Annotated in this window: 13 protein-coding genes; 5 read left to right on the top strand and 8 right to left on the bottom strand. The window is 42.5% G+C overall.

Annotated features, from left to right (window positions below; all coding sequences use genetic code 11):
* Positions 1–50: 50 nt before the first annotated feature.
* The 4 genes from YK48G_RS12375 to YK48G_RS12360 all read left to right on the top strand — a co-directional run bounded on the left by YK48G_RS12375 (position 51) and on the right by YK48G_RS12360 (position 4,039).
* On the top strand, positions 51–272 hold the full coding sequence (locus tag YK48G_RS12375; RefSeq protein ID WP_203631018.1) for a DNA-directed RNA polymerase subunit epsilon: 222 nt from the start codon (positions 51–53) through the stop codon (positions 270–272).
* Entirely contained in the window at positions 269–1,957 is a 1,689-nt protein-coding gene (gene rnjA, locus YK48G_RS12370; RefSeq protein WP_203631017.1) for a ribonuclease J1, read from the top strand. The genes YK48G_RS12375 and rnjA overlap by 4 nt, the downstream gene beginning before the upstream one ends.
* A gap of 122 nt (positions 1,958–2,079) precedes the next feature.
* Complete coding sequence (locus YK48G_RS12365; protein WP_203631016.1) at positions 2,080–3,024, top strand: diacylglycerol/lipid kinase family protein; 945 nt, start codon at positions 2,080–2,082, stop codon at positions 3,022–3,024.
* 55 nt (positions 3,025–3,079) lie between these two features.
* Complete coding sequence (locus YK48G_RS12360) at positions 3,080–4,039, top strand: ADP-ribosylglycohydrolase family protein (protein ID WP_203631015.1); 960 nt, start codon at positions 3,080–3,082, stop codon at positions 4,037–4,039.
* A gap of 95 nt (positions 4,040–4,134) precedes the next feature.
* Here YK48G_RS12360 and YK48G_RS12355 read toward each other — a convergent pair whose 3' ends face one another.
* The 8 genes from YK48G_RS12355 to YK48G_RS12320 all read right to left on the bottom strand — a co-directional run bounded on the left by YK48G_RS12355 (position 4,135) and on the right by YK48G_RS12320 (position 12,676).
* Complete coding sequence (locus tag YK48G_RS12355) at positions 4,135–4,353, bottom strand: hypothetical protein (protein WP_203631014.1); 219 nt, start codon at positions 4,351–4,353, stop codon at positions 4,135–4,137.
* A 193-nt stretch (positions 4,354–4,546) separates the two neighbouring features.
* Entirely contained in the window at positions 4,547–5,464 is a 918-nt protein-coding gene (gene rbsK, locus YK48G_RS12350; protein WP_203631013.1) for a ribokinase, read from the bottom strand.
* A gap of 105 nt (positions 5,465–5,569) precedes the next feature.
* The gene (gene rbsR, locus YK48G_RS12345) at positions 5,570–6,574 is read right to left on the bottom strand and encodes a ribose utilization transcriptional repressor RbsR (protein WP_203631012.1); all 1,005 of its coding nucleotides are present in this window, start codon (positions 6,572–6,574) and stop codon (positions 5,570–5,572) included.
* A 150-nt stretch (positions 6,575–6,724) separates the two neighbouring features.
* The gene (locus YK48G_RS12340; protein WP_203631011.1) at positions 6,725–7,714 is read right to left on the bottom strand and encodes an aldo/keto reductase; all 990 of its coding nucleotides are present in this window, start codon (positions 7,712–7,714) and stop codon (positions 6,725–6,727) included.
* A gap of 27 nt (positions 7,715–7,741) precedes the next feature.
* A complete protein-coding gene (locus tag YK48G_RS12335; RefSeq protein ID WP_203631010.1) occupies positions 7,742–8,701 on the bottom strand; it encodes a ribose-phosphate diphosphokinase in 960 nt (319 codons plus the stop codon).
* 75 nt (positions 8,702–8,776) lie between these two features.
* Entirely contained in the window at positions 8,777–11,218 is a 2,442-nt protein-coding gene (gene recD2, locus YK48G_RS12330) for an SF1B family DNA helicase RecD2 (RefSeq protein ID WP_203631009.1), read from the bottom strand.
* Positions 11,219–11,236: 18 nt separating this feature from the next.
* Complete coding sequence (locus YK48G_RS12325) at positions 11,237–12,010, bottom strand: tetratricopeptide repeat protein (protein ID WP_203631008.1); 774 nt, start codon at positions 12,008–12,010, stop codon at positions 11,237–11,239.
* A gap of 9 nt (positions 12,011–12,019) precedes the next feature.
* On the bottom strand, positions 12,020–12,676 hold the full coding sequence (locus YK48G_RS12320; protein ID WP_203631007.1) for a histidine phosphatase family protein: 657 nt from the start codon (positions 12,674–12,676) through the stop codon (positions 12,020–12,022).
* Positions 12,677–12,874: 198 nt separating this feature from the next.
* Here YK48G_RS12320 and YK48G_RS12315 point away from each other — a divergent pair, with 198 nt between their 5' ends.
* The gene (locus YK48G_RS12315) at positions 12,875–13,270 is read left to right on the top strand and encodes an iron-sulfur cluster biosynthesis family protein (protein WP_203631006.1); all 396 of its coding nucleotides are present in this window, start codon (positions 12,875–12,877) and stop codon (positions 13,268–13,270) included.
* Positions 13,271–13,437: the final 167 nt, after the last annotated feature.

Genomic DNA, 13,437 nt, shown 5'->3' with positions numbered 1-13,437 from the left:
GAAAGAAACCTAACTGTTTCTAAAAAGTAAATTTTTAAAGGAGTTTTTTTATGATTTTTAAAGTACTATACCAACCCGACAAGAAACAAAATCCTCGTCGGGAGACAACGCGTACCCTCTATGTTGAGGCCGATACCGAGGTCGAAGCTCATGCACTCGTGGAAGATCACACAGATTATGAAATCGAGTTTATTGAACCGCTCCAAGGTAAACATCTAGAGTACGAACAAAATAATCCAGATTACAAAGTAACGGAGTTCAATAATCAATGAAAAAATTAAACGTCAAAAATAACGAAGCAGCTATCTATGGCGTTGGCGGTCTGGGCGAAATCGGCAAAAACACTTATGGCATTCAATTTCAAGATGAAATTATTTTGATTGATGCCGGCATCAAATTCCCGGAAGACGATCTTTTGGGAGTCGATTATGTCATCCCAGATTATCAATATTTAGTGGACAATAAGGACAAAATCAAAGCTTTGGTCATCACTCACGGACACGAAGACCATATTGGCGGCGTCCCTTATTTGATGAAGGTTTTAAACGTCCCTATTTACGCTGGCCCATTAGCAATGGCGTTAATCAAGAATAAGCTGGAAGAACATGGCTTATTGAACTCCGTTGAGTTACACGAAATTAGTGATAAATCGGTCCTCAGGTTCAGAAAAATGAAGGTCTCGTTTTTCCGAACAACCCATTCAATTCCTGACACTGTTGGAATTGCTGTTCACACTCCAGTTGGGGTTATCGTAGAAACTGGAGATTACAAATTCGATCTTACTCCAGTGACCAACCAGCCGCCTGATTTACAAGAAATGGCTAAATTGGGCGCAGAGGGCGTTTTATGCTTGATGTCTGATAGTACGAACGCCGAAAAGCCCATTTGGACTCACTCTGAAAAATGGGTTGGTAACTCAATTGCCCACATCTTCGATCAAATTAAAGACCGAATTATTTTTGCAACCTTTGCTTCTAACATTTCACGGATCAAAACGGCCTGTGATAACGCGATGGCGCATGGAAGAAAAATTGCGGTCTTTGGGCGTAGTATGGATGCGGCAATTGTTAACGGGCGTGAACTTGGCTATTTGGACATACCAGATGATGCCTTTGTTGATGCGCACGATTTACAGTCATTGCCAGCCAACAAAACCTTGATTTTATGTACTGGATCCCAAGGTGAACCAATGGCTGCGCTCTCGAGAATTGCGAACGGCACCCATCGACAAATTTCAATTCAACCAGGCGATACCGTCATCTTTTCAAGCAACCCAATTCCTGGTAATACCACCAGTGTTAACAGCGTGATTAATAAGCTTGAAGAAGCTGGCGCCAACGTGATCCACGGTCGGGTTAATAACATTCATACTTCTGGTCATGGTGGACAAGAAGAACAAAAACTCATGCTTCGATTAATGAAGCCTAAGTTCTTTATGCCCATCCATGGTGAATATCGAATGCTTAAAATTCATACTGAACTCGCTGAACAATGTGGGGTTCCGCTTGATCATAGCTTCATCATGCAAAATGGCGACGTTTTAGCGCTTTCTAGTGACCATGCCCGCTTAGCTGGTCATTTCCAAGCCGGGGATGTTTATATTGACGGCAGCGGGATTGGTGATATTGGCAGCATTGTGCTTCGTGATCGCCAATTGCTTTCCGAGGAAGGCATTGTCGTGGTGGTCGCCACGATTAATTTAAATAACCAAGAAATCCAATCTGGCCCAGATATCCTCTCCCGGGGATTCGTCTATATGCGTGAATCTGGTGAGCTGCTGGATGAAGGCCGACGACTAGTCTTTAAGACAATCCGAAAAGCCATGCGAGCCAAAAAAGCAACTGAATCTTCTATTAGAAATGCAATCATCGATGACCTCCAAGAATTTCTGTATGACAAAACTGAACGTCATCCGATGATCCTGCCAATGCTTATCATGAATGGAAATCAAAAGTAAACATCTATTTCAAACCGATTTCATAAGTATTGACTAAGCTTGGGGTCGAATATCTCATATATTCGAAGCCAAGCTTTTCTATTACATCCTTTTAATTTTCTGTGGGGAGTGAGTCTCGGCCAATGAACTATTTCATCATCTTAAACAAATGCGCTGGCGGTGGCAAAGCTCGCTTACTATGGCCGAAGATTCAGCAACAATTGGCTGCAGCCGGCGTTTCATACAAAACTTTTGTTACTCAATATGATGGCCATGCCACTTCGCTAGCGCAACAGCTTCTTGGCCAGTTAACAGATAATCAACCCGCCGTTATCATTGCTGCCGGCGGCGATGGCACCCTGCACGAAGCCCTTCTTGGCTGTAAACAGTATTACTCAACCAATCCAAGTGATCACCAAGTCCCGTTGGCGTTTTTGCCAATTGGCTCTGGAAATGACTTTGCCAGAGCGCTAAATATTCCCCTTCATTGGCGGGCTGCCCTCGATCAAATTTTAAATTGCACCCAAGCAATTTCTGTTAACGTCGGCCGCTATGTCAACTTAGGCACTCACGATAACGGCTATTTTTCTAATAATTTTGGGATCGGCTTTGATGCAACCGTTGTCCATGATGCAAATCAATCACCATTGAAAAACAGCCGTTATTTCGGCAAATTCTCTTATTGGGTTTCTGTGGTCAATGCTTTGAGAAGTTTTCAGGGGTTCAAAGCCCACGTTAAAATTCCTGGGCAGCAAGAAAGAACCTTTGCCAATACCTTCTTACTTACGACCACTAACTTGCCCTATTTTGGCGGTGGTATTAAGATTGTGCCCACTGCGTCAGCCTATGAGAATCAATTGGATGTGGTCATTGTTGAAAAGCCCAACCTGATTCAATTGTTTTTATTTGTCAGTATGATATTTTTAAAGAAACATTTGCGCCTACGCTTTATTCACCATTACGTTGGCCAGCAACTTTTTGTTTCTACTGAGGCTGACCGTTATGGTCAAATTGACGGTGAAGAACTGGGCGCTCAAACTTATCAGCTTAAATTCGAAACTGATCAATACCCTTTTTGGATTCGCTAGTCTTATGTTAATATAGCTGTGTCCCCCATTCAGAAATCATAAACGAGGTAATTCCATGTACTCAACCAGCTACTTATTATTTCAATGTGTCACCGCCGTTGCGCTAGGCGACGCTTTAGGTGTTCCCTATCAGTGCCACAAACGACAAGACTTACTTGAGAACCCAATTAATACGATGGTTGGGCACAAAGAAAATGATGTACCTGCAGGAACGTGGTCTGACGATACTTCCCTCACCATTGCTTCGTTAGTTAGTTTGACGCAGGGCTATAACCTCCATGATTTAATGATGCGCTATTCTCAGTGGTATCATTTTGGCGACTACACCCCTTTTGGCATGACGTTTGGCGTCGGTAAAACCACTAGTGAGGCAATCCGTCGATTTGACGCCGGCATCCAGCCCGAATTATGCGGTGGCACTTCCGAAATGGATAATGGCAACGGCGCCTTAATGAGAATGATGCCACTTGCATTCTATATTTTGACGAGTTCGAAGGGCTATCGTTTTAACGATCAGGTAGTCAAGCTCATCCATGATTACACAGCGACCACCCATCGTCACCCTCGCAGCTTGATTGCTTCAGGCATACTCACTAACGTCATTATCCGATTAGTCTATAATCCTAATAAGTATGCAATGCTTCGGGCCGTCAAAGAGTCACTGGATTATTACCGCCAGCAGGCAGCCTTTGCCGACGAAGTTGATCATTTTTATCAATTAGAAGATCCCCACTTTTTAAGACAGCCAAGTAATCATATTAAGAGTTCTCCATATGTGGTTGACACCCTTAACTCCGTTTTTTGGTGCCTCATGAACTCGGAGCAATATTATGTCGCAGTGACACGCGCGGTAAACTTAGGAAATGACGCGGATACAATTGGGTCGATCACCTCAATGTTAGCTTCACTCCTATTTGCCCCCGTTAATTTCCCGCAGGATTGGCTTAATCAATTAAAAGGACGAAATCAAATCAAGGTGGCCGTTTCTTCGGCCCTATTATCCGATTACTTTTAGTGACTTCACGATGTCGTTAACAAACCAAGTCAAAAAGCACCAGTCAAAACAACTTTAAGCTGTCTTGACCGGTGCTTTTTCATGCTACCTACCGTTTAATCTTCTGAAGCATCCATTGCTTCTAAGATCATATTCAGTTGCATACACTCTTGGTTTAAATGGTTCATTTCGTTGCCAAATTGTGGCTTAATAACTACCGTGTCATTAGTATCCTGCGTCTTTGAATGAATTAACTCAGCTTCTTGGTTCTTTAGTTGGCTGAGCTTTGATGCGGCCTTTTGATATTCTTCAAGAATTTCTAACTTATTACTCATAGCTATAAACCCCTTTGACTATAAAATTAAATTTTAGGATCCATCGATTTAAACTTCTCACAAGGAAATGTTAGTAAACACTTAATCATTTCCTGCTAACGATTGGATATACTAACAGATAATTTTACGTAAAGCAACACTTTACTAAAAATCAATTCAGGAACGAAGCAATACCTAATTCACTCAATAATTATTATTTATACTGATTCGCAATTTCTTTAGCGGTTGGAATAGATGGTAATGCGCCCAAGCGTTGAACCGTAATGGATGACGCCTTTTGTGCATATGTCAGGGCAGCTTTAATATTAGAAAAATCTTTATTAATTTCTGAACTTAACGCCCCAATAAATGTATCGCCAGCTGCGGTTGTATCCTTGGCATGAACTTTAAATGCCGGTACAAACCCGCTACCTGCTGGCGTATGATAATAAGCACCCCGATCGCCAATTGTAATAATGAGGTTTTTGATTCCCATTTTAGTAAATTTTTCGGCGTTGGCATCCATTGAAGCCTGATCGTTCACCTCAATCTCGGTCAGCGAAGCACTTTCTGTTTCGTTAGGGACAATTAAGTCAACCACCTCGGCTAAGCCATCAATTAATTTAGCTGCCGGAGCTGGGTTTAAAATGGTGGTCACCCCGTGCTTTTTAGCTAGTTTAAACGCTTCTAAAGTGACTTCTTGAGGGGTTTCAAATTCCGAGATCAAAATATCGCTACTTTCAATCAAGGCCTCACTATCAGCAACAATTGTTGGTTTCATTGCTTGATTAGCACCACCGTAAACCATAATGCTATTTTGCCCATTTTCATCCAGTAAAATTACTGCCGAACCGGTGCCGTCTTGATCATCAACCTTAATATGGTCAACGTTAATCTGATCACGCTTGAGTGCATCGATCATAAATTGGCCATTGCCGTCCTTGCCAACTTGACCAATAAAACTCGTTGCAGCCCCTGAGCGGGCAGCCGCCACCGCTTGATTAGCTCCCTTGCCGCCGGCTGAATTTGTCTTACTCATTGCCCGAATGGTTTCGCCCGGCTTGGGCATCTGCGCAATGTGTAACGTTGTATCAACATTTAAACTACCAAGAACAACCACTTTATTCGTCATAGTGTACTCCTCTAACTTGATTACAATTTAATATTAAGTAAAACCTTTCACCTAAGATTCTACCAAAGCTGAAAGGGTTTAACAAGTGCTTTATTCAATTTGGGCCTAAAGCTGCTTGACACTATCTCGTTCAATGAGCTTAACCGGTAGATTAACTTGCTGAATCGGTTCATTCCGATTTTCAATTCGTTCAATAATCATAGCGGCCGAATGCTGCCCCATTTCAAACGCTGCTTGGTGAACCGTTGTCAATTTAGGCGCAACATATTCGGCCAAATCAATATCGTCGTAGCCAACAACCGAAATGTCAGCTGGAATCTTTAACCCAGCTTCATAGATTCCTCGATACAGACCAATGGCAATTTCATCATTAATCGCAAAGATTGCAGTTGGTTTTAACGCCAAGGCCTGCTTGGTTACTTGGTAGCCACCAAGTTTTGTCAAATCAGTTTTGATAATGTGATCGGCTTTGATAGGTCTCCCTGCCCTTTTAAAAGCCGATAAGAAGCCAGTTAGGCGGTGCTCCATGTTCATGGTTGGGTGGGTATCTGCTACGACAACGATGTCTTGGTGACCTTTTTTCATGAGATATTCAGCTAATAATTTACCCCCCTTGGTATTATTAGCATTAATCTTATCGCCTTCCACAACCGGTGCTTGGTCAACCAACAAATACGGGACTTCGTTTTGACTGAGAATCTTATCGATATAGTTAAGATCAGACACCGCAGAAGCGATTATCATGCCGTCTGCGGTCCTTCTAATTGATTCCAGTAAGTAGTGACTCTCCAAGGTTTCGCTATTGTTAGAACCGAAAATAAGCGGAACGTAGTCATGCTTCATCGCTTCGGCTTCAATTCCCCGGACAAATCGGCCAAAAAAAGGATTATTAATATTAGGTAACAACACCCCAATTGTGCGACCGCTTTTTCGGATTAAGCTTTGGGCATTAAAATCGGGCACGTAGCCCATATCATGTTGGAGCTGATGAACTTTTTTGACCGTTTTGTCACTAAAGCGATCCTGTTTACCGTTTAGAATTTGGGAAACCGTTGTCACCGAAACGCCCGCTTTCTTGGCAAGGTCGGTAATCGTTACTTTTTTTGTCATTTTAATTCTCCATTCGACTTCGTTCTTTATTTAAACTAATTATACCAGAGCCCAGCCTAAACAGTTAGTTGCCTTCAACGCAAAAAAGGCGCTGGTTTCAAAACCCAAGTTTTGCCCCAGCACCCCATTATTCGTTGTCAATCATCATGATTATTCTTTGACAATTTTATCAATTTCAGCTAACTCATCATCAGTAAAGTCCAAATGATTCAAAGCTTTTAAGTTATCTTCCAAATGATTAACTTTAGAAGCACCCGTTACAACGCTAGCAACCGTCTTGTCGTGCAATAACCATGCCAGCGACATTTGAGCTAAGTTCTGATTGCGGTTCTTAGCTAAATCATTCAATTGATTCAACTTTTGAATTAACTCATCTTTGCCGTGCTTCATCACGAATTCATTACTCCAATGAACCTTGACATCATCAGGCATCCCATTTAAATATTTATCGGTTAAGAGACCTTCTGCCAGTGGCCCATAGGCAACCAACGCCTTATTCTCCTTAGCAAGCGTGTCAAGCAAACTATCGTCTTCAATGCCTCGATTGAGCATATTATACGATGCTTGATTGACCACAAACGGCGTGTGTAATTCATTAAAGTATCGCGTAATTTCTCGGGTTTGCGCGGCATTGTAGTTCGAAATGCCAATATATAAAGCTTTGCCAGCTCGTACAAGGCTATCTAGTGCGTTAGCCGTTTCTTCCAGACTGGTATTTGGATCAAATCGATGACTGTAATAAATATCAACGTAGTCCAATCCCATCCGCTTCAAGCTGCCATCTAAGGCATTAATTAACGTCTTTCGTGATGAAAAGTTCCCATAAGGCCCTGGCCACATATTAAAGCCTGCCTTCGTCGTAATCACTAATTCATCTCGATAAGGTTTTAAGTTAGCCCGGTAAACTTCGCCAAACATCCGCTCGGCAGCCCCGGCACTTGGACCATAGTTATAAGCGTTATCAAAACAAAAGATTCCAGAATCAAAGGCCTTTAAAATAACCTTCTCACTATCACCGTAATTGGCGTCATCGCCAAAACTGTGCCACAATCCAAATGATAATGCTGGCAGCTGAAGGCCTGAATTGCCGGCCCTGCGTACAACTGCACTCTCATAACGATCGTCATTTGCCTTATACATAAATTAACTCACCTTCACAATAGAATTTTATCTGCCAAATAATTTGCCAACAGACTTTTGGTTATGAATCAATGTAATTGCTTCACCAAATAAATCCCCAACCGATACGACCTCCAGCTTCTCAAACTGGTCCTGTTTGGCGATATTGATTGAATCGGTCACAATGACTTTTTCAATTTGGGATTCTTGCAGCCGCTTTTGAGCATCTCCTGAAAAGACCGCGTGCGTCGCAATCGCATAAACGTCGGTTGCCCCGGCTTTTTTTAGCGTCTCGGCTGCAATGGTTAACTTAAACGCGGTATCAATCATGTCATCGACAATAATTGCCCGTTTGCCACGCACATTACCAATAACTGATTCGGGAACAGTCGTGGCGTCTTCTGGGGAGCGATTGTCAATAATGGAAATCGGCGCTTTCAATAACTCTGCGTATTTTCGAGCTCGCGACACACCAGTATGATCAGGGGAAACAACCACCAACTCAGAATCGTGGTGTTCTTTGGTAAAGTAATTGGCCAACAGCGTATCAGCTCTTAAATGGTCAACCGGAATATTGAAGAACCCTTGAATTTGGTCGGCATGCAAATCAAGCGTCACCACTCGATCAACGCCGTCCATTTCAAGAAACGATGCCACCAACTTAGCTGTAATCGGCTCTCTTGAGCGGGCTTTACGGTCGGCTCTGGAGTAGCCGTAGTATGGAATGACGACGTTAATTGACTTAGCACTCGCCCGTCGAACGGCATCAACCATAATTAATAATTCCATCAAGTTGGAATTAACCGGGTCAGAAACTGACTGGATGATATAAACTTCGTCACCCCGGATACTTTCATCCACACTAATCTTAATTTCATCGTCACTAAACTTTTCAACGGTTGCCTGACTTAATGGCACACCTACTTTTTTGCTAATCTCTTCTGCCAAGTGGCGGTTAGAATTGAGAGAAAACAGCTTTAATTTGGGATGTGATTTCAACTCGGTCATGATGTCCTCCAATATTCTTGTTTAACTAAATCTTACCATAATCTGAATGTTAAATGATGTAAAACTGTTCACGAATCACATAAAATCTTTTGGCGAGACCCCACCCATGCCAATCATGGGATCAATTTCGTGATGATTAATAACGGCTTCTGTTAAATGCTTCGGCCGATCAACTGCTTGCTCATGGTCATCATCTTGGGTGTTACTTTGCCCACTATCAGCAGGTGGTTGGACTGGTTCCTCTGGTCTGCCAATAGCGTCAACCAAACGTTTAACCAGACTGGTCCGCCGGTTAACTGAGATACTTCTCACACATTGTTCAAAAGCATCCTGTTCACCCAGCATGATCAAAAAGTCGCTTGCCCGGGTGACTGCTGTATACAGCAAATTTCGCTGCAACATCCGTGAATATTGACGAACAATTGGTAGGATCACCATCTTAAATTCGCTCCCTTGCGCCTTATGAATCGACGTACAATAAGCCAGCGTGAACTGAGACCATTCGTTTTTTTCGTAAGTTACCTCAGTTTCATCAAAATCAATTGTAATCTTAGTGGGGGCCTTCTGATCTTTGATAACTTCCATCGAAACAATGACGCCAATATCGCCGTTAAACACATTTTGCTCGGGATTATTCACCAATTGCAACACCTTATCACCAATTCGATAGGTGTGCTCTCGAATGGTTACCGTCTTTTTTGCCGGTTGATCCTGCCAGATAGATTGAATCACATCGTTTAAATGGTCAATGCCAGCATTGCCACGATACATCGGCGCCAAAACCTGAACGTCCATTAACCCAAACTGCTTTTGCTTTGCCCGCTTAACCACTTGTTCAATCACTGAAGGTACCTGATTTTCTCTACAAGAAATAAATGAGCGATCAGCTTGGTTTTCAGCAAAGTTCGCGGACAATTGGCCATTATGAATATCGTGGGCCAATTGGATAATCGAAGAGCCCTTTTCCTGGCGATAAATGGTATCTAATTGCATTGCTGGAATTTGTTTGGAGACTAACAAATCATGGAAGACCTGCCCGGGGCCAACTGACGGCAACTGATCCTGGTCGCCCACCAAAACCACTTGCATTTGATTAGGTGCCGCTCGAACTAACGAGCGAAACAAATACGTATCCACCATTGACATTTCATCGATAATCAACAAATTACCTTCAATATCTTTAGTTGCATCGGCATCGTTGCTTTCTCTGCCGTTTAAACCTAATAGTCGATGAATGGTGCTGGCTGGAAGTCCAGTTGATTCCGACATGTGCTTGGCGGCTCGGCCAGTCGGGGCAGCCAAAACCACCGGAAAATTGGCATCTTTATAAGCATTTACGTCGAGCGAAAAATCATGGAGACGTGCGTAAGTGTGGACAATGCCATTAATAATCGTCGTTTTCCCAGTCCCCGGCCCGCCAGTCAGGATAAAAACGGGTGATTGAATTGCCTGAACAATGGCGGCAACTTGAGAATCATCATAGGTAATCCCAAATTGCTTTTCGACAAGCCGAATCTGCTTTTTGATGGTCGCTTCATCAAAGTCATGATCGTCCTTATTTTTGATAATTCGATTAACGTGTTCAGCAATTTGAACTTCCGCGTTATACAGCCGGGTTAAATAAATTCGGTCGTCTTGGCCGACAATTTTGTTTTCCTTTGCTAGCTCAACTAGGGACTCAGCTAATCTTTTACCAGAAATCCGCGGCTGTGAATTACCTTCCAAAACAGTGGTAGCTGTCGCAATCAGTGGTGCCGTTGTTGTATACGTATCACCATTTTTTAGGCACAATTCATCAATCGCAAACATCAAGCCAGCTCGCACCCGTTCCTTAGAATCCGGCACGATCCCCAACTTTAAAGCAATGGCGTCGGCTTTACGAAAACTGATGCCATCAATGTCTTCAACCAATTGATAGGGATTTTCAGAAATAATTTTGAGGGCGTCTTCATGATACTTTTGGTAAATGGCCGCCGCAATTTGGCTGGAAAAGCCGTAGCTATTTAAGCCAACAATCACTTTTTCCAAACTGTCGTCAACCGATAAATTTTCAGTAATCGCCCGCTTCTGTTTTTGGGTAATTGGAATGTCATCGAGGACGCGTTCATCGGAATTAATTTTTTCAATGGCATCTTCGCCCAGCACATCCACGACCCGTTCAGCAGTTTTACGACCGATTCCCGGAAACTGATCACCAGATAAGTATTTGATCACCCCATCCTTAGTGGTTGCAATTAAACTCGTATAATTACTAGCTTGAAATTGCTTGCCATAACGAGGATGATCAATTAGTTTGCCAGTGAAATGGTAACTATTTCCCTCAACTAGATCGCCAAAATTGCCAGTGACGACAATTTCAGCTTCGGGCCAACTAATATTGGTCGCCGTGATTTCAATCAAGACAACCTTGTAAAAACTGTCACTACTTGAAAAGAAGATAGCAGAGAGGCGACCATCCACATATTTGGGCTCATCTTGATTATCATCTGTTTCAAATAAATCTACTGATCGCGCCACGCCGATCCTCCTTATCCATTAGTTCTTGGCATCACCTTTTTGCTGAGCTGAGTGCTTATCTTTTTGGTGATTCAACTGAACAAACTTTTCAATGTCCTTTAACTTTTTTTGCCCTTGATCGAAATAATCAGGGTCACTTTGTTTGGCAACTTTGAAAAATTGATCAAAAGCTTCACCGTTGACCATTGCGACCAAGCCACGGTTAAAATTAGCCTTACCGTTTTGAGGTTCGACTTTTAACACTTGATCGTAAAACTCACCCGCTTGGGCAAAGTTTCCTAAAGCTAGTAAATTATCGCCGATCATTTCATTGATTGACGGATCGTCTCGCTTGCTGCTTTGGGCCGACAGCGCAAATACCATCGCCCGCTTGTTATCGCCTTTGGCCATGTAGCTTTGAGCCAACATCGCATAAGCTTCACCTTGGAGCTTATCATCGTCAATTTCTTGAAAAATCTTGATTGCCTTATCGTATTCTTGGGCGGCGTAATAAACATTGCCTAAGCCAAACTTGAGGGTATCGATCACGTCAATTGAGCTATCTTTAAATAAGCCCAACGCCTTCATGAGCAATTCTTCGGCTTGTTCATAGTCTTTACCTTCAACTAGGAGCGTTGCCAGCTCATAATAATGACGGTAATTTTTGGGCTCATGATCGATTTTTTGAACTAGGTTATGAATCAGCGTGCGAGCCTTTTTTTCTTCTTGTTCCCGCTTCTTAGTGTAATTACGCTGATTTTCTCGATTCTTTTCCTGTAATTTTCTTACTTTTTCTGAATCGTTTTCTGCCATTTTTATCACCTAAACCAAATCAGTTTCATCTAATTTTCTATTCAAATAACTAGTATCATTCCAATCAATCAATTGAAACGACTTGCCCAGATCTTGACTCTCTAAAATCGTCGTGCTGGTATTAGCTAAGCCGCCGCGCTTGCGTAAATCCGCCAATGGGACCCCAAGCAAAGCGTTCATTTCTGCGTTTAGTGCTGCACCGTGGCTCACAATTAAGACGTTTGCATTGGGATTATTTTGCACGATGTTAATAATTGCCGGAGTCATTCGCTTGATGACATCCGCATAGCTTTCCCCGCCGATTGACGTTGGATCATACAAGTCCGGATGATTCCGAAAGTTATCGAAGTCTTTTGGATATTGGCGTTCAACGTCAGCAAATTTCATTCCCTCCATCTTGCCGAGGTGAAATTCCTCTAGCCTGGAGAGCAATGAGATTTGGGGATGTTTTTTTAATTTACGGTTAATCGTTGTCGCCGTCACGCGCGCTCGCTTAATTGGGCTGGCGTAAATGTGGTTAAAGACAACCTTAGCCAAGTGTTTGCCAAGTAAATTCATTTCTTCATAGCTTTGGGGGAGCAGGGGTGAATCGCCGCCGGCCCCTTGGTAGCGGCTTTCAAGGTTCCATTCGGTTTTTCCGTGACGGACAAAGTACAACTTAGTCAAAATTTATTCCTCCAAAAAGCAATTTGCTGTTTATATTATGACAGGAAAAGGTTCTGATTTCAAAACGTTCCAGTCGAATAATACGAAAATTTATTAAACAGAAAAACTAACCATTTTTTCAATGAATGAGCTTTTAAACGAATATGCATTGTACACAACTCATCAAATTCGTTACAATAAAAGTAAGAGGTGAGTGCCATGCCAACCATTAAAATAACAGTCCCTATGAAGCAGTACTTATCAACAACACAGTTTGCCGGCAAAACATTCCTATTGATCGCCGATGACGGCGGCGGTAACTATTCACTGCACGGCGGGGCTTGTACAATTGGCGGCAACTTTACGCTAGTCGTGTTAGATCAGCCAGATGAACGGTATCCAATTCCTTTGAAAAATAATGCTGAGATACCACTATTTACTTCGGCATATGATCTCAACTTTTTAGGAGCTGGTTTGAAAATGGATTTCCAACATCACAGTATCAGGCTCAGTGATGATGCGGAACTCTTAGACAGTGCTGTTCAGATTACCCAGGGAACAAAGGTCACTAAAGCATTCGAAGCCGGAATGACGCCAATGGATTATGGTTGTTAATCAGCAGTTAACTAATTTTTGAATCTCTCTATATATAGTTAAAAAGGCATTGGTCAAAATCAACCAGTGCCTTTTTGAGCGAATAATAATTTATTGGAACTTCGTAACGTCTCTATTTTGAATAATCAAGCGATGCGTTACTAAGTAGAAAACGCCTAGCCCCGCAC

It is taken from the genome of Lentilactobacillus fungorum, from assembly GCF_016860605.1.
Lineage (GTDB): Bacteria > Bacillota > Bacilli > Lactobacillales > Lactobacillaceae > Lentilactobacillus > Lentilactobacillus fungorum.
The sequence above is the reverse complement of the archived record's forward strand: the minus strand, read 5'-3'. Positions and strand labels throughout refer to the sequence as shown.

Bases quoted from the DNA above. Each gene is read 5' to 3' on its own strand.
- YK48G_RS12375 (WP_203631018.1), top strand. From the start codon at position 51: ATGATTTTTAAAGTACTATACCAACCCGACAAGAAACAAAATCCTCGT.
- rnjA (WP_203631017.1), top strand. From the start codon at position 269: ATGAAAAAATTAAACGTCAAAAATAACGAAGCAGCTATCTATGGCGTT.
- YK48G_RS12365 (WP_203631016.1), top strand. From the start codon at position 2,080: ATGAACTATTTCATCATCTTAAACAAATGCGCTGGCGGTGGCAAAGCT.
- YK48G_RS12360 (WP_203631015.1), top strand. From the start codon at position 3,080: ATGTACTCAACCAGCTACTTATTATTTCAATGTGTCACCGCCGTTGCG.
- YK48G_RS12355 (WP_203631014.1), bottom strand. From the start codon at position 4,353: ATGAGTAATAAGTTAGAAATTCTTGAAGAATATCAAAAGGCCGCATCA.
- rbsK (WP_203631013.1), bottom strand. From the start codon at position 5,464: ATGACGAATAAAGTGGTTGTTCTTGGTAGTTTAAATGTTGATACAACG.
- rbsR (WP_203631012.1), bottom strand. From the start codon at position 6,574: ATGACAAAAAAAGTAACGATTACCGACCTTGCCAAGAAAGCGGGCGTT.
- YK48G_RS12340 (WP_203631011.1), bottom strand. From the start codon at position 7,714: ATGTATAAGGCAAATGACGATCGTTATGAGAGTGCAGTTGTACGCAGG.
- YK48G_RS12335 (WP_203631010.1), bottom strand. From the start codon at position 8,701: ATGACCGAGTTGAAATCACATCCCAAATTAAAGCTGTTTTCTCTCAAT.
- YK48G_RS12325 (WP_203631008.1), bottom strand. From the start codon at position 12,010: ATGGCAGAAAACGATTCAGAAAAAGTAAGAAAATTACAGGAAAAGAAT.
- YK48G_RS12315 (WP_203631006.1), top strand. From the start codon at position 12,875: ATGCCAACCATTAAAATAACAGTCCCTATGAAGCAGTACTTATCAACA.